General features: G+C 70.8%; 15 protein-coding genes. 11 read left to right on the top strand and 4 right to left on the bottom strand.

Translation table 11 applies throughout. The features are described 5' to 3' along the window. Positions 1–4 precede the first annotated feature (4 nt). The 6 genes from ACIBVQ_RS18935 (at position 5) to plsX (ending at position 5,204) form a co-directional block, all read left to right on the top strand. On the top strand, positions 5–175 hold the full coding sequence (locus tag ACIBVQ_RS18935) for a hypothetical protein (RefSeq protein ID WP_399178820.1): 171 nt from the start codon (positions 5–7) through the stop codon (positions 173–175). 60 nt (positions 176–235) lie between these two features. Next, the gene (locus ACIBVQ_RS18930) at positions 236–613 is read left to right on the top strand and encodes a hydrogenase maturation nickel metallochaperone HypA (RefSeq protein ID WP_399178819.1); all 378 of its coding nucleotides are present in this window, start codon (positions 236–238) and stop codon (positions 611–613) included. Positions 614–804: 191 nt separating this feature from the next. Continuing rightward, positions 805–1,854 (top strand): polyprenyl synthetase family protein, encoded by a 1,050-nt coding sequence (locus tag ACIBVQ_RS18925; protein ID WP_399178817.1) that lies wholly within the window; start codon positions 805–807, stop codon positions 1,852–1,854. Then, positions 1,851–3,311, top strand: coding sequence for a phytoene desaturase family protein (locus ACIBVQ_RS18920; protein ID WP_399178815.1), 1,461 nt, complete (start codon positions 1,851–1,853; stop codon positions 3,309–3,311). Before ACIBVQ_RS18925 ends, ACIBVQ_RS18920 begins: the two co-directional genes overlap by 4 nt. After that, the gene (locus ACIBVQ_RS18915) at positions 3,308–4,243 is read left to right on the top strand and encodes a phytoene/squalene synthase family protein (RefSeq protein WP_386189240.1); all 936 of its coding nucleotides are present in this window, start codon (positions 3,308–3,310) and stop codon (positions 4,241–4,243) included. The genes ACIBVQ_RS18920 and ACIBVQ_RS18915 overlap by 4 nt, the downstream gene beginning before the upstream one ends. Further along, positions 4,236–5,204: a phosphate acyltransferase PlsX gene (gene plsX / locus ACIBVQ_RS18910; protein ID WP_399178812.1), complete on the top strand. Its 969-nt coding sequence runs from the start codon at positions 4,236–4,238 to the stop codon at positions 5,202–5,204. Before ACIBVQ_RS18915 ends, plsX begins: the two co-directional genes overlap by 8 nt. Before the next feature lie 14 nt (positions 5,205–5,218). Here plsX and ACIBVQ_RS18905 read toward each other — a convergent pair whose 3' ends face one another. Then, a complete protein-coding gene (locus tag ACIBVQ_RS18905; protein ID WP_352012598.1) occupies positions 5,219–5,860 on the bottom strand; it encodes a spheroidene monooxygenase in 642 nt (213 codons plus the stop codon). 49 nt (positions 5,861–5,909) lie between these two features. Here ACIBVQ_RS18905 and ACIBVQ_RS18900 point away from each other — a divergent pair, with 49 nt between their 5' ends. Next, on the top strand, positions 5,910–6,536 hold the full coding sequence (locus ACIBVQ_RS18900; RefSeq protein ID WP_399178810.1) for a glycerol-3-phosphate acyltransferase: 627 nt from the start codon (positions 5,910–5,912) through the stop codon (positions 6,534–6,536). Here the strand turns inward: ACIBVQ_RS18900 and ACIBVQ_RS18895 are convergent. The 3 genes from ACIBVQ_RS18895 to ACIBVQ_RS18885 are packed head-to-tail and all read right to left on the bottom strand — an operon-like array spanning position 6,469 to position 9,883. Continuing rightward, the gene (locus ACIBVQ_RS18895; RefSeq protein WP_399178809.1) at positions 6,469–7,614 is read right to left on the bottom strand and encodes a glycosyltransferase; all 1,146 of its coding nucleotides are present in this window, start codon (positions 7,612–7,614) and stop codon (positions 6,469–6,471) included. The two genes, ACIBVQ_RS18900 and ACIBVQ_RS18895, sit on opposite strands and share 68 nt — an antisense overlap. Next, positions 7,611–9,074, bottom strand: coding sequence for a phytoene desaturase family protein (locus ACIBVQ_RS18890; protein ID WP_399178807.1), 1,464 nt, complete (start codon positions 9,072–9,074; stop codon positions 7,611–7,613). Before ACIBVQ_RS18890 ends, ACIBVQ_RS18895 begins: the two co-directional genes overlap by 4 nt. Next, entirely contained in the window at positions 9,062–9,883 is an 822-nt protein-coding gene (locus ACIBVQ_RS18885) for a carotenoid biosynthesis protein (RefSeq protein WP_399178805.1), read from the bottom strand. Before ACIBVQ_RS18885 ends, ACIBVQ_RS18890 begins: the two co-directional genes overlap by 13 nt. Before the next feature lie 902 nt (positions 9,884–10,785). On the opposite strand from ACIBVQ_RS18885, the gene ACIBVQ_RS18880 reads away from it, so the two are divergent. The 4 genes from ACIBVQ_RS18880 (at position 10,786) to ACIBVQ_RS18865 (ending at position 24,446) form a co-directional block, all read left to right on the top strand. Next, entirely contained in the window at positions 10,786–11,592 is an 807-nt protein-coding gene (locus ACIBVQ_RS18880) for a sterol desaturase family protein (RefSeq protein WP_399178803.1), read from the top strand. A 91-nt stretch (positions 11,593–11,683) separates the two neighbouring features. Next, on the top strand, positions 11,684–21,028 hold the full coding sequence (locus ACIBVQ_RS18875; protein ID WP_399178801.1) for an amino acid adenylation domain-containing protein: 9,345 nt from the start codon (positions 11,684–11,686) through the stop codon (positions 21,026–21,028). Then, positions 21,018–22,685: a phytoene desaturase family protein gene (locus ACIBVQ_RS18870; RefSeq protein ID WP_399178799.1), complete on the top strand. Its 1,668-nt coding sequence runs from the start codon at positions 21,018–21,020 to the stop codon at positions 22,683–22,685. The genes ACIBVQ_RS18875 and ACIBVQ_RS18870 overlap by 11 nt, the downstream gene beginning before the upstream one ends. After that, entirely contained in the window at positions 22,686–24,446 is a 1,761-nt protein-coding gene (locus ACIBVQ_RS18865; protein ID WP_362916919.1) for an NAD(P)/FAD-dependent oxidoreductase, read from the top strand. Positions 24,447–24,448 lie beyond the last annotated feature (2 nt).

The following is a 24,448-nucleotide window of genomic DNA, read 5'->3' as shown; positions in this document are numbered from 1 at the left end:
CGCCATGGGAGGAGGACTGCCGCGACGGCCGCTGACCGCGGTGACGACAGCGGTGACGACGGTGGTGACGACGGTGGTGACGAGGGCGCTGGTGACGGGAGCCGGCTGGGTGGTCTACCGGGTCCTGCCCCGTCTCAGGCGCCGGGGCGGCCGCCCGGAGAACGGTGGGACGTGACACTCCGCGCGGCGGGAAGCCGCTGAGGAACAGGACAAACCGGGAACGAGGGAATCGGGCATGCACGAGTTCGGGGTCGCGGAGGCGATCCTCATCGCGGTCGAGGAACGCGCGGAGGGCCGGAGGGTGGGCCGGGCCAGGGTGCACGCGGGCGCCCTGCTCCGGGTGACGGAGCCGGAGATCAACCACGCCTTCGCCAAGGTCGCGGAGGGCTCGCTGGCCGAGGGGGCGAAGGTGGAGCTGCTCATCGTCCCCGCCCAGCTCATCTGCCGCAGGTGCGGCCAGACCGCGGCGGCGTTCGTCCCGCGCTCCGTCTGCGTCGAGTGTGACGGCACCGACGTCGAGACCGTGGGCGGCGACGACCTCTTCCTCGACTCCGTCCAGTTCCTGGAGTCCGCCCAGGCCGCCGGGCCCGCGGACGTGCCGGAGCGCGCTTGACCACACCAGGGCGTTTTATGGCCTTTTTTGCGACTTCTTGCGTGATGGGGTGATTTATTAGCACGGAGCCCGGGGATGGATCGTCAGGGAATGCGATGATCATGGCCCATTCCGGCTCGCTCTCCGGTAGGCGCATCCGAATGCGGTTGCGGCTGCGAAGTTACCCCCAACAAGACAGAGGAGCGACGCCCATGGCCACCGTCACCCGCGAAACCGATCATCTTCGCGAGCGGATGAGCCGCTACCTGGACGAGTTCCTGGAGCGGGAGACAGCGGAGATGGCCTTCCTGGGTGAGGACCTCGACTTACTACGGCACACCCTGCTCGGTTTCGTCCGCCAGGGCGGCAAACGTCTCAGGCCCGCCTTCGTCCACTGGGGGCACCGGGCGGCGGGCGGCGAACCAGGGGACGAGGCCGTGCTCGCCGCGGGCTGCGCGGTCGAGCTCGTGCACGCGTGCGCGCTGATCCTCGACGACGTGATGGACGAGGCGGAGACCCGGCGGGGGAGGCCCGCCGTACACCTCGCGCTCGCCGAGCACCACGGCGGACGGGGCTGGCGGGGGGACGGGCGGCGTTTCGGGGAGTCGGCCGCGACCCTGTTCGGCATGCTCGCCTACACCTGGGCCGACGCGGCGCTGCTGCGCGCCGGGCCCCACCTCACCGACGCGTTCGAGGTCTTCACCCGGATGCGGACCGAGGTCGTCGGCGGCCAGTATCTCGACCTCGCCTACGCGGCCGGGGGAGCGAGCAGCCCGGTCGAGGCCGCTCGGGTCGCGACGTACAAGTCGGCCAAGTACACCATCGAGCGCCCCCTGCACCTCGGCCACGCCGTCGCGGGTGGCGACCCGAGGGGGCGCGCCCCGCTCAGCGCCTACGCCCTGCCCCTCGGGGAGGCGTTCCAGCTGCGCGACGACGTGCTCGGTGTCTTCGGCGACCCGGAGGTCACCGGCAAACCCGTCGGCGCCGACCTGCGCCAGGGCAAACACACCTGGCTCACCGCGACGGCCAGGGAGCGGGCGGGCCGGTACGACGCCGCGCTGCTCGACGACGTCCACGACGAGGCGGACGTCGCGGCGGCCCGACGGCTGATCGTCACCACGGGAGCCCTGGAGACGGCCGAGGAACGCATCACGGACCTGGTCTCCCTGGCCAGGACGGCCCTGGACGAGGCGGACCTGCCGGCGGAGGTCGTGCGCGGGCTCGGCGAGCTGGCCGACCTGGCGACGCGGAGGCGGGCGTGAGCCCGGTCGTGGTCGTCGGCGCCGGGCTCGGCGGCCTGGCGGCGACGGTCAGGCTGGCCGCGGCGGGCAGGGACGTCACGCTCGTCGAGGCCAGGGACGTGCCTGGAGGCTGCTGCGGCTCCGTGAGCCTGGACGGCTACCGCTTCGACACAGGTCCCTCCGTGCTGACCATGCCGCAGGTGCTGGCCGACGTCTTCGCCGCGGCAGGGCACGACATGGAGAGCCTGCTGCCGCTGCGGCGTCTGGACCCCTACTACCGGCTGCGTTTCCACGACGGTTCCCACCTGGACGTGGTCGCCGGCCGGGATGCCATGGCCGAACGGGTACGCGAGCTGTGCGGAGCGGCCGAGACCGACAGGTATCTCCGTTTCAGGGCGAGGCTCGGTGAGCTCTTCACCGCGGAGTGGCACGACTTCATCGACCGTGACGTGACACGGTTGCGGAGCCTGCTGCGCCCTCTCGCCCTGGCGAGGCTGGCCTCTCTGGGGGGTCTGCGACGCCTCGACCGGCTCGTCAAGGCCCACCTCACCGACCCCAGGCTGATCAGGGCGCACACCTTCCAGGCTCTGTACGTGGGGTTGTCCCCTCGCCAGGCCCTCGGCATCTACGCCGTGATCGCGCACATGGACACCGTCGGCGGTGTCTTCTTCCCCGCCGACGGCGGCATGCACGCCATCCCGCGGGCACTGGCCGACGTGGCGCGGAAGGCCGGGGCGCGCATCAGGTACGGCACGCGGGCCGTCAGGGTCGAGACCGGCCACGACGGGGTCCGCGCGGTACGGCTCGACACCGGCGAACGCCTGCCCGCCCGGCACGTCGTGGTCGCCTGCGACCTGCCCGGCGCCCATCAGGGGCTGCTGCCGCCCGAGGCGAAGGACTGGCGCCTGCGCCGCCCCCGTTTCTCACCCTCGTGCCTGGTCATGCACTTCGGCCTCGACCGGAGGCTGGCCGACCAGGCTCACCACACGCTGCACTTCGGCAGCGACTGGGAATCCGGCTTCTCCGCCCTGCGCGCGGGCAGGCCACAGCCCGACCCCAGCCTGCTGGTCACCTACCCCGAGTCCGACTCCTCCGCCGCCCCCGAGGGCCACGCGACACTCACCGTGCTGGAGCCGACCGCGAACCTGCGTGGCGAAGGAGACTGGACCCGTCTGACCCCGTACCTGCGCGAACGTCTGCTCGGCAGACTGGCCGGCCTCGGCTACGGCGACCTTTCGCAGGACTCCCGGCTGACCTTCGACCCGCCCGCCTGGGCCGGGCTCGGCCACTCGGCGGGCACCCCTTTCGCCCTGGACCACCGCCTCACACAGACGGCCTGGTTCAGACCGGCGGGCGCGGCCGGTCGTGTCCCCGGCCTGCACTTCGCTGGAATGCACACCGCCCCCGGCGTCGGCGTGCCGCCGGTGCTGATCTCCGGCAGGCTGGCCGCGGAACGCATCCTGAGGACACCCCGATGACCCTGGCGCCTCCGGTGACGCTGACCACCAGCTACGAACTCTGCCGCAGACTCAACGCCCGCCACGGCCGCTCCTACTACCTGGCGACCCGGCTGCTGCCGGCCTGGAAACGTCCCCACGTGCACGCCCTGTACGGTTTCGCGCGCCGTGCCGACGAGATCGTGGACTCTTTCGCGATGACCGGGGACCGGGCGGCCGCGCTGGACGGGTTCGCCGTACGTACGGCCCACGCCCTCGCGGGCGTCCCCCAGGACGATCCGGTGCTTCCGGCGTTCGCGCAGACCGTGCGCTCGTTCGGCATCGACCACGGCGACATCGAGTCCTTCCTCGCCTCGATGCGGGCCGACCTGACCGTCAGCCGCTACACCACCTACGACGACCTGCTCGGCTACATGGAGGGGTCGGCGGCGGTCGTCGGCACCATGATGCTGCCGGTTCTGGAGGCGCTGCCCGGCATGGTGGAACGGGCCCGCGAACCCGCCAGGCAGCTCGGGTTCGCCTTCCAGCTGACGAACTTCCTGCGTGACGTGTCCGAGGACCTGCGACGTGGCCGGGTCTACCTGCCACTGGAGGACCTGGAGAGGTTCGGGGTACGGGTCGCAGACCTGGGGCGGCCCACCCCCACCCGCGCCCTGCGCGAGCTGCTGGCCTTCGAGACCGAGCGGGCTCGTGAGCACTACAGACGCGCGGCCGAGGGAATCGACCTGCTGATCCCCTCCTCCCAGCCGTGCGTCCGCGCCGCCCACGAGCTGTACGGCGAGATCCTCAGCCGTATCGAGGCGGCCCGCCACGACGTCCTCGGCGCCAGGGCGGTCGTGCCGCTGGGCCGCAGACTGGCCGTCTTCACCCGGCACCTGTACGCGGCCTGTGTGGCGGACAGGGCCGAACGCCGGGTGGTCACCCGGAGTCCCCAAGGAGGGCGCGATGCCTGATCCGGTGGCCGTCGACGCCATGGGCGGAGACCACGGCCCAGCCGAGACGGTCGGCGGCGCGGTCGTGGCCAGCCGCGAGTGCGGCGTCCCCGTCGTGCTCGTCGGCAGATCCGGGGAGATCCGCCGGCACCTGGCGCGACACGGCGCCCTGGGGGAGATCGGCGTGGTGCACGCGGAGGAGGTGATCCCGATGGACGAGCCGGGCGCGGCGGCCACCGAGGCCGCCTCAAGCCTGAGGATCGGCTGTGAACTGGTCGGGCGGGGCGACGCCTCGGCGTTCGTGTCCTCGGGCCCGACCGGGGCCGTCGTGGCGTGCGCTGTCCGCGGCATCGGCAGGGCGCCGGGCGTGCTCAGGCCCGCCCTGGCCGTCGCCCTGCCCTCGGTGACCGGTGGCGCGACCGTGCTGATCGACGCCGGGGCGACCGCCGATCCGGTGCCGGAGATGGTCGCCCAGTTCGCGGTGCTCGGCACCTCCTACGCCCGGCTGGTCCTCGGCGTGCCGGACCCGTCCGTCGGCCTGCTGTCGATCGGCTCGGAACCCGGGAAGGGGAACCGGGTGACCCGTGGGGCGGGAGAGTTGCTGTCCAGCCTGCCCCTGCGCTTCCACGGCAACGTCGAGGGACACGATGTGCTGGCCGGGACCGTGGACGTGATCGTCACCGACGGGTTCACCGGCAACATCGTGCTCAAGAACGTCGAAGGGACGGTGCGCGCGGCGCTCACCCTGGTCGCGGAGGGGGGAATCGCCACCTCCGAGGCGTTGCGTGAGGTCACCCGCCGCTATGACCCCGAAACCCACGGCGGGGCGGCGCTGCTCGGTCTGCGCGGCACCGTCGTCGTCGCGCACGGCGCGTCCGGGGCTGCGACGATCGCACGGGCCTGCGTGCTCGCCCGTGCCCTGGCGGGCGGCGGCGTCACCGGCCGCCCCGGGGACTGGCCCGCCGCCGAGTCCGTTCGATGAGCCGGGCGCTCCCCTCAGGCGATGGGGTCGGCGCCGTTCCAGGTCCCCTCACTGGCGTACGGCGCGAACCGGGCGAACAACTCCTCGGAGTACCACCGCTGTGCCCTGGTTCGCTCGATCACCTCCCGATGCGCCCGTCCCCGGTAGGCGAAGTCCCGTACCGCGCCCGTGTCGCGCCACAGCGAGAACGTCGCCTGTCTGGCCAGCGGCCACTCGCCGACGCCGACGCAGGCCAGACAGCCGTCCTGGCCCAGCAGGAGACGGTCGACTCGGGGAACGGACCGGTAGAACGCCACCAGCCGGGACGGCCGGATCGACGCCCGGGTGAGTACGGCCACCGGCCCGCCGCCCGCCGCGTCGTCTCCGCCCGCCTCCGGTATGCCGGAGCCGAACGGTTCGACGCCACCCCACCTCCCACGCGAGGCCAGCGGCCTCAGCCGTACCTGCCATGCCTCCACGGCCCGCCCGCGCCAGCGCGCCACGATCGGGGAGGTCGCGAGGAAGCCGTCGAGGGCGGCCTCGTGCCGCCAGACCGCGAACAGAGCCCAGCGGCGCAGGTCCGCGCCCAGGCTCATCGACGCGCCACGGCCGGTGCCGAGCAGCCGCCAGAACACCAGCCCGTCGGTGCCCGTGAGTGAAGGCCGGTCGAAGGCCATGTGACCGACAGCCCCCAGATCCGCATATCTGATGAGATGGAATGAGGCGATGACTCCCGGACCGCTCTGCGCGCTGGTGGCTCTCATCGGCGGCTACCTCCTGGGATCCGTGCCGGTCGCCGTACTGGTCGGGCGGATCCACGGCTTCGATCCCCGCGAGACGGGGGACCGCAACCCCGGCTTCTGGAACGTCATGCGAAGTCTCGGCCGGCGGGCCGCCGTACCCGTCTTCGCGGGCGACACCCTCAAGGGCACGCTCGCCGCAGGGCTGGCCCTGGCGGTGAGCGGCGCGCACACCACGGGGACCGGCGTGGTCGCCGGCGGCGGCGTCGTGCCGGTGTACCTGGCGGTGGCCGCCGCAATGGCCGGGCACGCATGGCCGGTGTTCGCCGGATTCAGGGGCGGCCGGTCCGTCCTCACCTTCGTCGGCGGCTTCGCCGTGATCTGCCCCCCGGCCTTCCTGCTGGGCGTCGTGGTCCTGGTCCTGGCCGCCCTGACCGCGCGTTCCTTCGCGGCCGGGGCCAGGGTCGCGGTTTTCGGACTGCCGCTCCTCCAGCTGTTCTTCACCCCGATCGGGCAGGTGGCCGCGACGGGGGCGCTGATGTGTCTCATCGGCCTTCGTTTCGGACAGGCCGCCTGGTCCTCCCACGCGGGCCGGGCGGCGGACGGTACGTGAGAGCGCCCATCTCCGCGGCGGGGTAGCGGCGGCCACGCCACGAGCGCACGGGGCGCATCGTCGCCTGCGTCAGCCGTACGGCTGTCAGCGGATCCAGCAGCGGAGAAAGCAGCACGCCGGGCCCCGGTACGGCGTAGTTGCCGCGCAACGCGCGGGCCAGCAGTGTCCGCGCGGCCAGCAATCCCAGATCGAGACGGGTCGGCCTGCCGGAGAGCAGCCGCAGGACGGGCAGGGCGGTCGTCAGCCAGACGACCGCCAGGTCGGCGACCTGCCAGCCTGGCCCGGTGACGTCGCGCAACGGCAGCGACCTGCCCCACTCACGCCACACCCCGGCGGCGGACTCGTGCATGTCCACCTCCAGCAGCCCGCCCGCGTCCAGGAAGGCGACCGCCCAGCCGTCCGCCGCGAGGAGCCTGGCCAGCGCCACGTCGTCGGTCATGTGCCCGCGCACCCTGCCGAACCCGTCCGCCTCCAGCATCGCCGTACGGCGGAAGGCCATGCACTGGCCGTTGGCCACGACCCGGTGGGGAGGCGGTGGCGTTGACGGCCCGATCGGGCCGAACCGGTAGACCAGCGTCGCCAGGAAGGAGGCGTGCAGTGCCTGCTCGGCGACCCCGTCGCAGACGAAGCGCGGACCCGCGCTGACCAGGTCGTGGTGCGCCAGGGCGGCGGTGAGCGCCCCGACCAGGCCGGGGGCGGGCCTGGTGTCCGCGTCGAGGGTCACCACGACGTCGTTGACCGCGGCCGTGATCCCCTGCCGCAGCGCCCACTGCTTGCCGACCCAGCCACGGGGCGGCGGCGTGCCCGCGACGACCCTGGCGCCAAGCCCGGCCGCCAGGGCGGCGGTGCCGTCCCGTGACTCGTCGTCCACGACGACGACCTCGGCCACCGCGGGATCGGCCAGGAGCGCCTTCAGGCAGGGACCGATGCGCTCCTCCTCGTCGCGTGCCGGCACGACCACGGAGACCGGCGTATCCGTCGTCGTGGGACTCAGCGGAGGCAGGCGGTCACGGCCGCGGGCGAGCCGCACCGCGGCGGTGACCGCGGCCGCCGCCTGGAGCACGGTCAGCGCCCTCATCGGCGCGTCCGGATACGCGGACGGCGGGCGTCCTGCTTCAGGGAGAAGTCCTCCTCCACGAGCGAGGCCACGATGCGACCGCCCAGCGTCACCAGCGGCAGCCCGCCGCCGGGATGCGCGGAACCGCCGACCAGGTAGAGGCCACGTCTGGGCCCTCTGTTGCCCGGACGCCTGAAGGGCGCCAGCGGGCCGTCGTAGGCGCCGCCGTAGATCGCCCCGCCCCATGCGCCGTAACGGTCCCGCAGATCGGCGGGGGTGAACAGGTCGACGAAACGCAGCCTTCCCGACAGGTCGTGACCACGCGCGGCCAGGCGTTCCAGAACCAGGTCCCGGTAGGCGGACGGCGACATCGGCCACCGCAGCGGATCACGGGCGGGGACGTTGACCAGCATCACCCAGTTCTCCGCGCCGTCCGGTGCCTGCGACGAGTCGTCGACGGCCGAGCAGCCGACGTAGACGGTCGGATCCTCCGCAGGCCTGTGCCGCTCGAAGATGTCGGCGAACTCCCGCCGGTAGTCGGCTGAGAAGACCACCGAGTGGTGCGCCAGGCCTTCGGTCCTGCCCTCGACGCCGGCCAGCAGCAGGAACGCCGAGGACGACCTGCCGAGCCTGGCGATCCGCCGCAGCCGCCGCCGGTCAGGCAGGAGCCGCCCGTACAGCGCCGCCGCGTCGACGTTGGCGATCACCACGTCGGCCCGCTCGCGTTCTCCCGAGGCGAGCCGTACCCCCAGGACCCGCTCCGAGTCGGCGAGCACGTCGGTGACCCCGGTGCGCAGTGTCACCTCGACCCCGGCCTCCTCAAGCCGTGCCCGCAGGGCGTCCGCCAGACGGGGCAGGCCGCCACGCACGTACCAGCCTCCCTGCCCGTGTTCGAGGGCGGGGACGCATCCCAGCGCCGCCGGAGCCCGGTAGGGGTTCGCCCCCGCGTAGGTCGCGTACCGTCCCGTGTACTGCCGCAGGCGGGGATCGGTGAAGAAACGCCTGGCCAGACCGTCGAGCGTACGGCCTGGCGCGACCGCGAACAGGTCGGACAGTCGTGCTTCCGCGGGCGGCCGGTCGATCGGGCCCGCGAAGAACGTGCGGTGCGACGCCTCAAGACAGGTCCGTCCCCAGCGGTGGAAAGCCAGCCAGTTCCGGCCCTCCCCGGGCGCGAGCCGGTCGACCTCCGCGGCCATGGCGCCGGGATCACGGCGGGCCGTCAGCACCGAGCCGTCGGCGAAGCGGTAGCGGCACAGTTCCCGGGGTTCGACGAGGTCGAGGCCGAGCCCGGCGAACAGGTGCGGCATGGTCAGCAGCGACGGGCCCAGGGAGAAGGCGAAGCCGTCACGCCGGTGCTCGGCCAGTTTGCCGCCGAGGCGGTCAAGCCGCTCGTACAGGCGCACCCGGTGGCCCCGCCCTGCCAGCAGAAGGGCGGAGACCATCCCGCCGACGCCGCCTCCCACCACGATCACGTCTGCCACGCGCGGCTCCTTCTTCTGACGCCCGACCAGGCGGCCACGGCGAAGCACCCCATGCAGACCCCTCCCAGGACGGCCACCAGGGGGTCGGGCGGGGTGAAGACCACCGCGAAGCCGACCGTCTCCATCAGGGCCATCACGGTGTAGAGACCCACGAGCCCCGCGCTCGTCGTGGCGCCTGCCGCGGTGATTCCGTCGATCAGGACCATGACCAGCAGCGAGACCAGCAGCCAGCCGGCGAAGTTGCTCAGCGGGACACCGCGGTAGGGCCCGGGGGCATGCCAGGTCCACAGGCCGAGCCGCGTCATCTGAGGGTCGAGGAACAGGTCCCAGGCGGTGAGCGCGCAGGCGCCGAGCACGATCCGTGTGACCCGGCCGCCCCTTGAAACCGTGGTGGCGGCCAGTGCCGTCGCGTGCGCGGCCAGTCCCATGCCGCCCCAGGCGAGCGCCACGATCACGGGCACCCCGCCCGGCTGCGGCCAAAGGACGTCGGTGTAGGCGTAGCCGCCGAACGGCAGCCCTGTTCTGACGCCGACCCACTCGGCGGCGTACCCCGCCGCGGCCGCGGCGCAGAGGGCCGCAGAGGCCCTGAACGGACCGTACGTCCCGGCGGCGAAGGCCAGGGCACAGACCGTGAGCAACAGCACGATCAGACCGGTCAGCCGGGCGGGCCGGGAGTCGAGACCGGACACGACCTGCGCCGCGACCATGACGGTCAGCAGGATCCCGCCCGTCGCATCCGGAAGGGAGGGTCTGGCGCGCGGGGCGCCCCGGGCGTCCGTCGCGCCAGGACCCGGCCGTCCGCTGCTCATCTTCTCGCTGTGCCCCACGAACGGTCATTCGAGCGTTGCCCCATGGTCAGATTCACTTTGGCCTCCCGGAGTCCGTCCCTGTTCCCCACGGTGTTCCCTCCACCCGTGCCGCTCAGTGCCGCTCAGCGCCGCTCCGCGCGGAGCGGCGCACCGGGTGCGGGAGGGGGAACGGCGGGTGTCGCGGCCGAAACTTTTTCGGAAATCCGGGACGAGGTTATCCGCCGCCATGAATACACATCAAAGGTTGGCGCGAAATATTAAGTTAACCAATGGTTTACATGGTTTGCACTGCATGCACCTTATGTCCATTACTTGCTCATGTAAAACCAGAAAGGGTTGTCCGTAAATCCTATTTGGGGCTGAAAGAATAGATTATTAACTGCGCCCGCAAACCCGGGTTTCTGTCATTGCTTCTATGGGTTGAGGGTGGCCTGCAAAAAATCTGGTCCGCGTCATATTGATTCCGGTTGGTGCCTGTGGTTACGTCTGAATGTCGAACGATGGGGGATGAATTACCGCATTGTCCGAACATGGGAAAATTGTCGCCAGCCCAAATCTGCCCAGGTCAAAGCCATTTTGGAGTACTGTGACGTTGTCCGGACTCTTGATAGAGGGATGTCATGCGCGAGAGCGTCTTCGGGGGAGGGGGGGTGAAGATGACGGGCTTCGGGGGAGCTCTCCCGTTCCGCCGGAGGTCGCCGCCGTGATTTCCGTATCCGCCGTTCCTTTGACCGATTTGCGGTCGTTCGAGTCTTTTTAGGTGGATGCGTGGCATGGGTATTATGTTCGAACAAGTGTCGCAACGGCGGCGAAGGTTAAACAGTTTCACGTTTCCGGCGCGCCGTCTCGTGCGCCGTTGCGCCTACCCCGTCCTTCTCGTCGCCGTCGTTTCGACGGCCGTGGTGGCCATAGACCGCCACCTGGATTTCGGTCAGGTCAGCGCTCTTTTCCTGGCCGGCACGATCGCATACCTCGCACTGCTCGAACGGGTGGTCCCCTACGAGCGTGGCTGGCATCCCGACCGCCGCGAATGGGGCTGGTACGGTCTCTACCTCGTGCTGACGCTCGCCACCAGCAGCGTGGCGCAGTTCCTGGTGACGACCCTCGTCGGCGTCCTGGCGGTCCGGGTCCCGATGATCCCCCTGTGGGCGGAGATCCCCACGGCCCTTCTCATCGGCTCGCTGGCCAGTTACTTGGTCCACCGGCTCGCGCACACCCGCCCCCTGTTGTGGCGCCTGCACGGTGTCCACCACGTCCCCGAGAAGGTCAACGTCGCCAACAACGGCGTCAACCACGTCTTCGACGTCCTGTTCGAGCAAGGGATCGTGCAGCTGTCGCTGGCGCTGGCCGGCTTCTCCCAGGAGGCGGTCTTCGCGGTCGGCCTGTTCGTCGTCGCGCAGGGCTACTTCGTACACGTCAACGCCGACATCCGCATCGGCCCGCTCAACTACGTCTTCGCGAGTCCAGAGCAGCACCGTCTCCATCACAGCACCGACCTGTCGGAAGCCGGTCACTACGGCTCCGACCTGTCGATCTGGGATCTCATGTTCGGCAGCTTCACATGGCGTTCCGGCCGCACACCGGTCGCCGTAGGGCTGACGGACCCCGCGTCCTTCCCCAGGACGGACGCAGTCCTTGCCACCTTCTCCCACCCCTGGCGCCGACGCCCCGCGGTTTCGTCGCCGGAGGCCGGTGGCCCGGCCGCCTGACCAGGCCGGGAACGCGCGCCGTACGGGCGCGTCCACTGTTGTCCGCTTTCCCCTCATGCTCGCGCACAGCGCCATCACACAAGGATCAATCGTGACGGACCTCAGTAATGCTACTCTCCGTGACAAGATCGCCATTATCGGTATCGGGTGTAGATTCCCCGGAGGAGCCTCCGATCACCGCACGTTCTGGCAGAACCTGATCGAGGGCAAGGACTGCATCACGCCGACACCCGCCGACCGCTACGACGTCGCGACGCTCGGCAGCCGGGACAAGACGAAGCCGGGAAGGCTCGTCGGCGGCAGGGGCGGTTACATCGACGGCTTCGACGAGTTCGACCCCGCCTTCTTCGGCATCAGTCCCCGCGAGGCCGACCACATGGACCCGCAGCAGCGCAAGCTGCTCGAGGTGGCCTGGGAGGCGCTGGAGGACGGCGGCCAGAAACCCGGTGAACTGGCCGGGACCGACGTCGGAGTGTTCGTCGGGGCCTTCACCCTGGACTACAAGATCCTGCAGTTCGCCGACCTGAGCTTCGAGACCCTGGCGGCGCACACCGCCACCGGGACCATGATGACGATGGTCTCCAACCGCATCTCCTACTGCTTCGACTTCCGCGGCCCCAGTGTCTCCCTCGACACGGCCTGCAGCTCGTCGCTGGTGGCCGTGCACCTGGCGTGCCAGAGCCTGAGCAGGGGCGAGACCAGCCTCGCGCTCGCCGGAGGCACCCTGCTGCACATGACGCCGCAGTACACCGTCGCGGAGACCAAGGGCGGCTTCCTGTCCACCGAGGGGCGCTCGCGCACCTTCGACGCCTCGGCCAACGGCTACGTGCGCGCCGAGGGCGTCGCCGTGGTCGCCCTCAAGCGCCTTGAGGACAGCCTGCGCGACGGCGACCCGATCCACGCGGTGATCGTGGGCAGCGGGGTCAACCAGGACGGCCGTACCAACGGCATCACGGTGCCGAACCCCGACGCCCAGGTCAGGCTGATCGAGCGTGTCTGCGCCGAGGCGGGCGTCGAACCCGGCAGCCTGCAGTACATGGAGGCGCACGGCACATCGACACCGGTCGGCGACCCGATCGAGGCGGGCGCGCTCGGCCGCGCGCTGTCCATCGGCCGCAGACCCGGCGCCAAGTGCTACGTCGGCTCGGTCAAGACGAACATCGGGCACACCGAGTCGGCCGCGGGGATCGCCGGTCTGATCAAGACCACCCTGGCCCTGAAACACAGGAAGATCCCCCCGCACATCAACCTCGAACAGGTCAACCCGGCCATCGACCTGGAGTCGATGCCGTACGAGATCCCGGCGGAGCCGACCGACTGGCCCGAGCACGAGGGACCGGCGCGCGCCGGCGTGAACTCCTTCGGCTTCGGCGGCACGAACGCGCACGTCCTGCTTGAGGAGGCTCCGTCACGCCCGGCCGAGCCCGCCCCCGCGCGCGACACGGGACACGCCATCCTGCCGCTGACCGCGCGCGACCCGCAGGCCCTGCCCGAACTGGTCAGGGGCGTCAGGCAGGAGCTCGCGGCCGGTGTCTCGCCCGGTGACCTCGGCTACACGCTGGCCCGCCGCCGTCAGCACCTCGAATCACGGCTCTCCGTGGTCTACTCCTCACCCGAGTCGCTCGACGAGCGCCTGGCCGACTACCTGCGCGGCGAGCAGGGGCCGTACGTGCTGCAGGACCAGCGGCGCGAGGGGCCGCGGCCCGAGCTGGTGTGGGTCTTCACCGGCATGGGCCCCCAGTGGTGGGCCATGGGCCGCCAGCTGCTTGAGAGCGAGCCGGTCTACCGCGAGGTGATCGAAGACTGCGACCGTGAGATCCGCCAGCAGGCGGGCTGGTCGCTGATCGAGGAGATGGGCGCGGCCGAGGCCGACTCCAACATGGCGGAGACCTGGCTGGCGCAGCCCGCCAACTTCGCCGTGCAGATCGGCCTGGCGGCGCTGTGGCGCTCCTATGGCGTGTACCCCGACGCCATCGTCGGGCACAGCACCGGCGAGGTCGCCGCCTTCCACGAGGCGGGCGTCTACGACCTGCGCGAGGCGGTCAGGGTCGTGCTGCACCGCAGCCGCCTGCAGCAGAAGCTGGTCGGCACCGGCACCATGCTCGCCGTGAGCCTGCCGGAGGACGAGGCGCGGAGCCGCGTCGCCCCCTACGGCGACCTGATCTCGGTCGCCGCGGTCAACAGCCCGACCGCGATCACGCTGGCGGGCGAGGAGGAGGCGCTCGGCAGGTTGCAGGCCGAGCTGCAGGCCGAGCAGATCTTCGCCAAGTTCCTCACCGTGCGGGTGCCCTACCACAGCGCGCAGATGGACCTGATCAAGGACGAGCTGCTGTCCTCGCTGGCCGGGCTCGAAGGACACCCCGCACGGGTCCCGCTCTACCTGACGGGCAAGGAGGGCCTCGCGCGCGGCCCCGAGCTGGACGCGGAGTACTGGTGGCACAACGTCCGCGACAGCGTCCGCTTCCGCGCCGCCGTCGACCGCCTCGCCGACGACGGCTACGGCCTGTTCCTTGAGATCGGTCCGCACCCGGTGCTGGGCCACTCGATCAAGGAGTGCCTGGAGGCCAAGGACGTCGAGGGCAGGACGCTGCCCTCCATCCGCCGCCAGGAGGACGAGAACGCGCGCTTCACCATGTCGCTGGCCGCCCTGCACAACCTGGGTGTCGACATCGCCTGGGACAGGCTCTACCCCTCGGGTGAGACGGTGACGCTGCCGCGCTACCCGTGGCGGCGCGACCGCTACTGGACCGAGCCCGAGCAGGTCAGGCAGGTACGGCTCGGCAGGCTCGACCACCCGCTGCTCGGCCGCCGCCTGGCCATGACCGAGCCCACCTGGGAGGTCAAGCTCGACACCGAGGCGCTGCCCTACCTCGACGACCACCGCATCCAGGGCAACGCGCTGTTCCCCGCGGCGGGCTACCTGGAGATGGCGACCCAGGCGGTGCTGGCGATGACCGGCGGCACGGAGGCGACCCTGGCCGACGTCGAGCTGCGCAAGGCGCTGTTCCTGCCCGAGGGCGAGGTCAGGACGGTCCAGCTGTCCTTCTCCTCGGAGGGGGCGTCCTTCACCGTGGCCACGGCGCCCGACGGCTCGGGCGACCGGGTCGTGCACGCGGGCGGCGTCGTGCGCGCGGGCCAGCACCGCAGGCTCAACCCGGCACTCGACATCGAGGGGATCAAGGCGCGCAGCGAACGCCACCTCCGGGGAGAGGGCTGCTACGCGGCGCTGGCGGACATGGGCTACCACTACGGCCCCGCCTTCCAGGGGATCGAGGAGGTCTGGATCGGCGGAGACGAGGCGCTCGCCCGCATCCGCCCGCCCGAGGCGCTCGGCGGTGACGCGGCCAACGCGCACTTCCACCCGGCGCTGCTCGACGCCTGCTTCCAGACCCTGCTGACGCCGCTGGTCCTCAGCCACACCGAGGGGACCGGCATCCGCCTGCCGCTGTCGATCGAGGAGGTGCGCGTCCGCCCCGTCGGCGACCGGCCGCTGTGGGTGCACGCGACCGTCGTACGGCGCGGCGGCGACGAACTGGTCGGCGACATCGCCGTCCACGACGCCGACGGCGCCTCGCTCGGCCGGATCAGCGGCTTCCGCGCCGCCGACGTCGAGAAGGCCTCGACGGCGGTCGGCAGGAGCACCATCGACGGCTGGCTGGCCGAGGTGACCTGGGTCCGCAGGCCGTACGGCGAGCCCGCGGCCGAGAGCGGCGAGGGCGCGGCGGAGAACGCCGGTGAGACAACGCGGGACTGGCTGATCCTCGCCGACTCGCGAGGGGTCGCCGACGAGCTCGCGGGCCTGCTGCGCGCCCGGGGCACCCGCTGCCACCTGGTCCGCCCCTCGGACGTCTACCGTCTTGAGGACGCCGACGGCGAGTCCGCGGTCGTCCCCGGCTCCGCCGACGACCTCGCCCTTCTGTTCGACGGCCTGGAGGCGAGCGGCACGTCGTTCGGCACCGTCGCGCACCTGTGGAACCTCGACCTGCCGTCGATCGAGGAGACCGACCGCGACTCACTCGCCGGGCACAACGGCCTCGGCGCCTACTCGCTGGTCGCGCTGGCCCAGACGCTTCCCGCGGGGCAGGACGACAGCAGGCTGCACGTCGTCACCCGGGGTGCGCAGGCCGTCACCGCGGACGAGGCGGCCGAGCCGCTCGGCGCTCCCGCGTGGGGCGTCACCCGGGTGCTGCGCCACCAGGAGCTGACCGCCTGGCGCGGCAAGCTCGTCGACCTCGACCCCGCGGGCGGGGACGTCAAGGCCGAGGCCGAGGCGTTGCTGCGTGAGCTGCTGACCGACGATGAGGAAGAGATCGCCCTGCGCGGCGGCGAACGCCACACCAGCAGGCTCGCGCAGGCCGCGGACCTGACCAGCCCGCTCCCGCTGCGGCTGCGCGCCGACGGCGGCTACCTGGTGACCGGCGCGTTCGGCGCGCTTGGCAGGCTGATGTGCCGCACGCTCGTCGCGCGGGGCGCCCGCAGGCTGATCCTCGTCGGCCGCACCCGGCTGCCGGAACGAGACCGATGGCGCGAGACGGACCCGGACACCACCGCGGGCCGCAACGTGCGCTTCGTCAAGGAGCTTGAGGCGCTCGGCGCCCAGGTGATCCTGGCGCCGCTCGACATCACCGACGAGGCGGCCCTGACCGCCTGGCTCGACGACTACCGGCGCAACGACTCCCCGCCCATCCGCGGCGTGTTCCACCTCGCGGGCCACGTCCGCGACACGCTCGTCCCCGAGATGGACCGGCAGGCCTTCGACGCCGTCCACGGCCCCAAGGTCGCGGGCGCCTTCCTGCTCCACCGCCACCTGCGGGACGAACCGCTTGAGCACTTCGTGCTGTTCGCCTCGATCGCCTCGCTGCTGACGACCGCGGGCCAGACGAACTACGCGGCGGGCAACGCCTTCCTGGACGCGCTGGCGCACCACAGGCGCGCCAAGGGGCTGCCCGCGCTGAGCCTCGACTGGGGCCCCTGGGCCACCGGCATGATCGAGGAACTCGGCCTGATCGACCACTACCGCAACAGCCGGGGGATGAGCTCGCTGCCACCCGACGCGGGCATGGCGGTGCTCGAACGCGTCATCGGCCAGGACAAGGCCCAGCTGCTGGTCGCGACCGTCGTCGACTGGCCGGTCTTCATGGCCTGGTACGACTCGCCGCCGCTGCTGGTGACCGAGCTGGCCGCGGCCGCGGACACCTCCTCACCCGCGGAGAGCGGGGGCTTCCTCGACACCTTCCGCGAGGCCGACGAGGACAAGCGCAGGCTCCTGGTGACCGAGCGGTTCACCGCGCTGGTCGCGGGCGTGCTGCGGGTGCGGGCGGAGCAGGTCGAGCCCGAGGTCAGCCTCAACACCCTGGGACTGGACTCCCTGCTCGCGATGGAGGTGCGGGCCCGGGTCCAGGCCGACCTCAAGGTCGCGCTGCCGGTGGTCGCCCTGCTCAGCGGCACCTCCGTCGGAGACCTGGTCACCCAGCTGCACGACGGCCTGGCCGCCCTGGTCGCCGCGGACGCGGACGACGACGGCGCCGACGCCGCGGTCGAGGTGTACCTGGACGAGAACCAGTACCCCCTGACCCAGAACCAGAAGGCGCTGTGGTTCCTCAAGCAGCTCAACCCCGACGGCTTCGCCTACAACATCGGCGGCGCGGTCGAGGTGCGGGTCGAGCTCGACCCCGAGCTGATGTTCGACGCCGTCCGCGCGCTGATCCGGCGCCACCCCATCCTGCGCGGCAACTTCGTCCTGCAGGACGGGCAGGCGCTGCAGCGGATCTCCGCCGAGGCCAGGGAGGACCTCGCCCTGTTCGACGTGCAGGACGAGGAGTGGGACGACATCTACCAGATGATCATCCGTGAGTACCGCAGGCCGTACGACCTGGAACGGGACCCGCTCGTCCGCTTCCGCCTGTTCAAGCGGGGTGAGGACCGCTGGGTGATCATGAAGGCGGTCCACCACATCATCTCCGACGCCATCTCGACCTTCACCTTCATCGAGGAACTGCTGGCCATCTACGAGGGTCTGCGCCGGGGTGAGCAGGTCGAGCTGCCGCCGCTGACGGCCACCTACCTCGACTTCCTCAACTGGCAGAACCGCTTCCTTGCCAGCCCTGACGCGCGGCGGATGCTCGACTACTGGCGCGGTCACCTGCCGGCCGAGGTGCCGCTGCTCAGCCTGCCCGTCGACAAGCCCCGCCCGGCCGTGCAGACCAACAACGGCGCCTCCGAGTTCTTCGTGCTCGACGCCGACCTCAGCGCCCGCGTCCACGCGCTGGCCCGTGAGAACAAGATGACCGTGTTCATGGTGCTGCTGAGCGCCTACTACCTGCTGCTGCACCGCTACTCGGGACAGGACGACATCATCGTCGGCAGCCCGGTGACGGGCCGCACCCAGGAGGAGTTCGCCTCCCTGTACGGCTACTTCGTCAACCCGCTGCCGCTGCACGTCAGCCTCGCCGGTGAGCCGTCGGTCTCCGAGCTGCTGGCGCAGGTCCACACCACGGTGCTCAACGGCCTGGACAACCAGGAGTACCCGTTCGTGCTGCTGGTGGACAAGCTCGGCCTGCAGCACGACCCCAGCCGCTCGGCGGTGTTCCAGGCGATGTTCATCCTGCTCGCCCACAAGGTCGCCACCGAGAAGTACGGCTACCGCCTGGAGTACATCGAGCTGCCCGAGGAGGAGGGGCAGTTCGACCTGACGCTCTCGGCCTACGAGGACGAGGCCGAGCAGCGCTTCCACTGCGTGTTCAAGTACAACACCGACCTGTTCCTGCCCGAGACGGCACAGCGCCTGGCCTCGCACTACGTCAACCTGCTCGACGCGCTGACCCGCGCCTCCTCGGCGCAGCCCGCCACCCGCCTCGAACTGCTCGCCGCCGACGAGCGCGAGCGGGTCCTGGAGACCTGGAGCGGTGCCAGGCGCAGGACGCTGCACGAGACCCCCGTGCACGAGCTGATCAGCAGGGCCGCCGCCAGGAACCCCGGCGCGGTCGCGGTCACGGCCCCCTCGGAGACGGGCGAGACCGCCCGGCTGACCTACGCCGAGCTTGAGGAGCGGTCCAGGGCGCTGGCGGGCAGGCTGCGCGGCCTGGGCGTGCGTGAGGGCGCGGTGGTCGCGCTGTGCCTGGACAAGTCCCCCGACCTGATCGTCACCCTGCTGGCGGTGCTGCGGGCCGGTGGAGCCTACCTGCCGCTCGACCCCGACTACCCCGCCGAGCGCCTGGCCTACATGGTGCGCAACGCGGGTGCCGCCCTCGCCGTCGTCGACGAGTCGGGCCGGGAGAGCCTGGCCGGGGCGGCGGGGATGACGCTGACCCTGGAGGAACTGCACCGGGACACCGCGGAGGCGCGGGACGACGAGCCGGAGCCCGAGGTCGGGCTCGACGACCTCGCCTACGTCATCTACACCTCGGGATCGACCGGCAGGCCGAAGGCCGTGCAGGTCACCCACCGCAACCTGGCCTCCGTCAACGCCGCCTGGCGGGAGGCCTACCGCCTGGACGAGGACGTCCGGGTGCACCTGCAGATGGCGAGCTTCTCCTTCGACGTCTTCACCGGTGACCTGGTCCGCGCGCTGTGCTCGGGCGGCAACCTGGTCCTGGTCCGCCGTGAGCTGCTGTTCGACACCGCGCGGCTGTACCGGACGATGCTGGAGGAGAAGGTCGACTGCGGCGAGTTCGTGCCCGCGATCGTCCGTGGCCTGACGGCCTACTGCGAGCGGGAGGGCGAGCGCCTGGACTTCATGCGCCTGCTGATCGTCGGCTCCGACGCCTGGAAGGTCGAGGAGTACCGGCGCCTGCGCGCCCTGTGCGGCTCGCGGACCCGCCTGGTCAACTCCTACGGCCTCAGCGAGGCCACCATCGACAGCGCCTACTTCGAGGGCCCGGCCGACGAGCTCGACCCCAGCCAGATGGTGCCGATCGGGCGGCCCTTCCCCAACAGCGCGCTGTACATCCTCGACGAGCACGGCGAGCCGGTGCCGCCCGGTGTCCCCGGTGAGCTGTGGGTCGGCGGCGACGGCGTCGCGACCGGTTACCTCGGCGACCCCGAGCAGACCGCGCAGCGCTTCGTCACCGTGACCCTCGGCCGCGGGGACGGGGCCGAACCGTTACGGCTCTACCGCACCGGCGACCTGGCGAGCTGGGACGCCCACGGCGACGTGCGGCTCCTCGGGCGCGTCGACGCGCAGATCAAGGTGCGCGGCCACCGCATCGAGATCGGCGAGATCGAGACGCGGCTCGTCGCCTGGCCGACGCTGGCGCAGGCGGTGGTCACGGTCGTCGCGGACGCGCGCGGCGAGAACGCGCTGTGCGCCTACTGCGTGCCCGCCCAGGGCGAGTCCCTGGACTGGCGCGAGCTGCGCAGGCACCTGGCCGGGTACCTCCCGACCTTCATGGTCCCGTCGTACTTCGTCGAGCTGCCCGAGCTGCCGCTGACTCCCAACGGCAAGGTCGACGTCGCGGCGCTGCCCGCACCCGAGGCGGACACCGGGGAGCGGGCCTACGAGGCGCCGGTGACGCTGTACGAGATGCGCATGGCCGAGCACTGGAAGGCGCTCCTCGGCCTTGAGCAGGTCGGCCTGCAGCACGACTTCTTCGAGGTCGGCGGCAGCTCGATCAAGCTGATCGAGCTCATCTACCGGCTCCAGGGCGAGTTCAACATCACGATCCCGGTCAGCCACCTGTTCAAGGTCACGACCCTGCACGGCATGGCCAAGACGGTCGAGCACATCATCACCGGCAGGCTGGGCGGCGCGCAGCCGTACCTGTGGTTCAACCCCGACCAGGACCGGACGATCTTCTGCTTCCCGCCCGCCGGCGGCCACGGCCTGGTCTACCGGCAGCTGGCGGCGCACCTGCCCGAGTACCGGTTCGTCGCGTTCAACTACGTGGCGGGGGACGACAAGGTCACCCACTACGCCGACCTGATCGAGTCCCTGAGGCCCGAGGGCCCCTGCGACCTGTTCGGCTACTCGCTCGGCGGCAACCTCGCCTTCGAGGTGGCCAAGGTGCTCCAGAGCCGGGGGCGCGAGGTGCCGAACGTGGTCATCATGGACTCCTACCGCATCTCCGAGTCCTTCGAGCTCGGGGAGGAGCACCTCGCGATCTTCGAGCGTGAGCTGAGCGAGCACCTGCTCAGGCACACCGGCTCGGAGATCGTGGCCGAGGAGACGCTCGGCCAGGCCAGGGAGTACATCGACTTCTCCAGCCGCACGCCGAACCTCGGAGTGGTCTCCGCCGCGGTCAGCGTGATCTCCGACGAGGAGAAGGTCTCCTTCTACGCCGCCGCCGAGAGCGGCACCTGGCACGGCAGCTCCGAGGTCCGCACCGAGGTCTTCCGCGGTTCGGGCACGCACGCCGAGATGCTCGGCCAGGACCACATCGCACGCAACGCGGACCTGGTCCGCGAGATCCTCGCGGGAGGCGCCACCCATGCCGGCTGAGACCGAACCGGACTGGAGCGTCCGCGAACGACCTCCAGGAGGCAGGCCCCGGGTCCTCGTCATCGGCGGGGGCGTCGCGGGCATGGCCACCGGCTGCTACGCGCAGATGAGCGGGATGGAGACCCGCGTCCTCGAAAGGCACGTCCTGCCGGGGGGCTGCTGCACCGCCTGGGCGCGTGACGGTTACGTCTTCGACTACTGCATCGAATGGCTGATCGGCACCGCCCCGGGCAACAACGCCAACCAGGTGTGGCGGGAGCTCGGCGCGCTCGACGGCAAGACGATCACCAACTTCGAGATGTTCAACAAGGTCACCGACGAGACCGGCAGGTCGGTGACGTTCTACAACGACCCGGACCGCCTGGAGCGGCACCTGCTGGAGGTCTCTCCCGCAGACGCCGCCCTGATCCGGTCGTTCTGCCGTGACCTGCGGCGCTTCGTGAACATCGACCTGTACCCGTTCCTGAAGCCGCCGCCGCTGCAGACGGCGCGGGAGAAGCTCGGCACGCTGCGGACGGTCCTGCCCGCCTTCCGGCTGTTCTGGCGCACCGCGGCGACGCAGATGCACACCTTCGCCGACAGGTTCCAGGACCCGCTGCTGCGCCGGGCCTTCCGCAACATCTTCTTCCAGGACCCGGAGAGCTTCCCGGTGCTGCCGTACCTGTTCAACATGGCCAGCGCCCACAACGGCAACGCCGGCTTCCCGCAGGGAGGGTCGCTGGGGCTGGCCCGCTCCATCGAGGAGCGCTACACCTCGCTGGGCGGCACGATCAGCTACCGGGCGAGGGTGGACAGGATCCTGGTCGAGGACGGGCGCGCGGTCGGGGTCGAGATGCGGGGCGGCAAGCGGTACTACGCCGACCATGTCGTCTCGGCCTGCGACGGCCACACCACCGTGTACGGCCTGCTGGAGGGCAAGTACACCAGCCCGAGGATCGAGAAGCTCTACGACGAGATGCTGAACCGCCCCGGCATCCTGTTCCCCGCGGTGGTCTCGGCCTTCGTCGGCATCGACGGCGACTTCGAACCCGGCGACGCGCACAGCACCACCTACCTGCTGCCCGAGGAGGAAGGGGCCAGGCTGCCCGGCGCGCTGCAGAGCAGCCTGGTCGTGCAGCTGCGCTCGCGCTACTCCGAGGGGTTCGCGCCGCAGGGCAAGTCGGTGATCCACTGCACCTACTTCAGTGACTTCGGCTACTGGAGGACGCTGCGCACGGAGAACCGCAAGGAGTACTGGGCGCGTAAGCGGCAGGTCGCCGACTTCGTCCGGGACTTCCTGGAGCGGCGCTATCCGGGGCTCGGTGAGCGCATCGACCTGGTCGACGTGGCCTCGCCCGCGACGACAAGGCGCTACACCGGCAACTTCAACGGAAGCATCCTCGCCTGGAAGGCCTTCTCCGACGCCGACGACCTCGCGACCAAGCTGGTCAACGAGGACCGTATGCGGCTTCCGGGGCTGCGCGGATTCTCCATGGCCGGTCAGTGGGTCGGCATGGGCGGCCTGATCCGCGCCGCCTCGACCGGGCGTTTCGTCGTGCAGTACCTGTGCGAGGAACTGGGAATGGAGTTCAAGGCCTGGGAGAGCGACAACGACGAGGCCTGGCATCCGGGGAAGTTCGGCCACATGCCACAGCTCGACAAGCGGCTCGTGCGATAGGTGGCGACAGTGATCACCAAGGAGAACAGGGACGTGTCACGGCCCGGTCAGAACAGAGAGACGATGATCATCATCGGCGCCGGTCTCGGTGGTCTGTCCACCGGCTGCTACGCGCAGATGAACGGGTACAGGACCCAGATCTTCGAGATGCACGAGATCCCCGGCGGCTGCTGTACGGCGTGGGAGCGGGGTGACTTCACCCTCGACTGCTGCATCAGCTGGCTGCTCGGCAACGGGCCGGGCAACCAGATGCACCAGATCTGGCTCGAACTCGGCGCGCTCCAGGGCAAGCAGATGCGTCACTTCGACGTGTTCAACATCGTGCGGGGACGCGACGGCAGGGCGGTGTACTTCTACTCCGACCCCGACCGGCTCCAGGCGCACCTGCTCGACCTCTCGCCCGCCGACGCCAAGCTGATCAAGGACTTCTGCGCGGGGCTGCGGGCGTTCAGGAAGTGCCTGGCCGTCTACCCCTTCCTGAAGCCCGTCGGCCTGATGGGCCGGATCGAACGGCTGCGGATGCTGGCCTCCTTCGTCCCCTACTTCAACGTCATCCGCAAGTCGATGGCGGTGCTGATGACGGAGTACTCGGCGAGGTTCAAGGACCCGCTGCTGCGGGAGGCGTTCAACTTCATCCTCTACGAGAAGCACGCCGCCTTCCCGGTGCTGCCGTTCTACTTCCAGCTGGCCTCGCACGCCAACCTGTCGGCGGGCGTTCCCGAGGGCGGCTCGCTCGGCCTGTCCACCTCGATCGAGCAGCGCTACCTGCGGCTCGGCGGCAAGGTGACCTACAACGCCAAGGTCGAGGAGGTGCTGGTCGAGGACGACCGCGCGGTCGGCGTACGGCTCAGCGACGGCAGCGAACACCGCGCCGACATCGTGGTCTCCGCCTGTGACGGCCACACCACGATGACGAAGTTCCTCAAGGGGCGCTACCTCAACGAGGCCTACCGGAAGCTGTACACCACGACCATCAAGGAGCCGGGCATGGTCTTCCCCGGCTACTTCTGTCTGTTCCTCGGCCTGCGGCGCCCCTTCCCCGAGGGGGACCCCTGTACGACCTATCTGCTCACGGAGGAGGAGGCCGCCGACCTGACCGGCATCCGCCACCCGAGCATCAACGTGCAGTTCCGCAGCATGCACTACCCCGAGCTGTCGCCGGAGGACAGCACCGTGGTCTACGCGACCTACTTCTGTGACATCGCCCCCTGGCGCGCCCTGGCCGAGGGGCCGGAGCAGTCCAGCCGCAAGCACAAGGGAGAGGAGATCCACACCATGCCGGTACGGCGCGGCCGCGAGTACTCCGCGGCCAAGCGCCGGGCGCGGCTGGCGCTCATGGAGTTCCTCGAACGGCGCTTTCCCGGCATCACGGACGCGGTGGCCGTACGCGACGTGTCGACGCCGCTCACCCAGGTCCGTTACACCGGCAACTACGACGGGACAGTCCTGGGCTGGCAGCCGTTCGTGGAGAGCGGAGAGACCCTGGAGGAACTGGTCAAGAAGCACGGGCCCGGCCTGCCCGGGCTGGAGAACTTCTACCAGTCGGGCGTGTGGGCCACCACCGGCGGCCTGATCCGCGCCGCCGCGGCGGGCAGGCACGTCATGCAGTTCGTCTGCCGTGACGACGGCAAGGAGTTCACCGCCTCCATCGACGACACGGCTCCGCCGCCGACCCACCTCGTGATACCGGTCGGGCCGCGTCCCGGCCGGGCGGACGCCCCGGCGGAACCCCGCAGGCAGGCCGTGCCCACCGGCCGGTAGTT

This window comes from Streptosporangium sp. NPDC049376 (assembly GCF_044466505.1).
Taxonomy (GTDB): domain Bacteria; phylum Actinomycetota; class Actinomycetes; order Streptosporangiales; family Streptosporangiaceae; genus Streptosporangium.
This window is presented reverse-complemented; position numbering and strand designations above follow the sequence as displayed.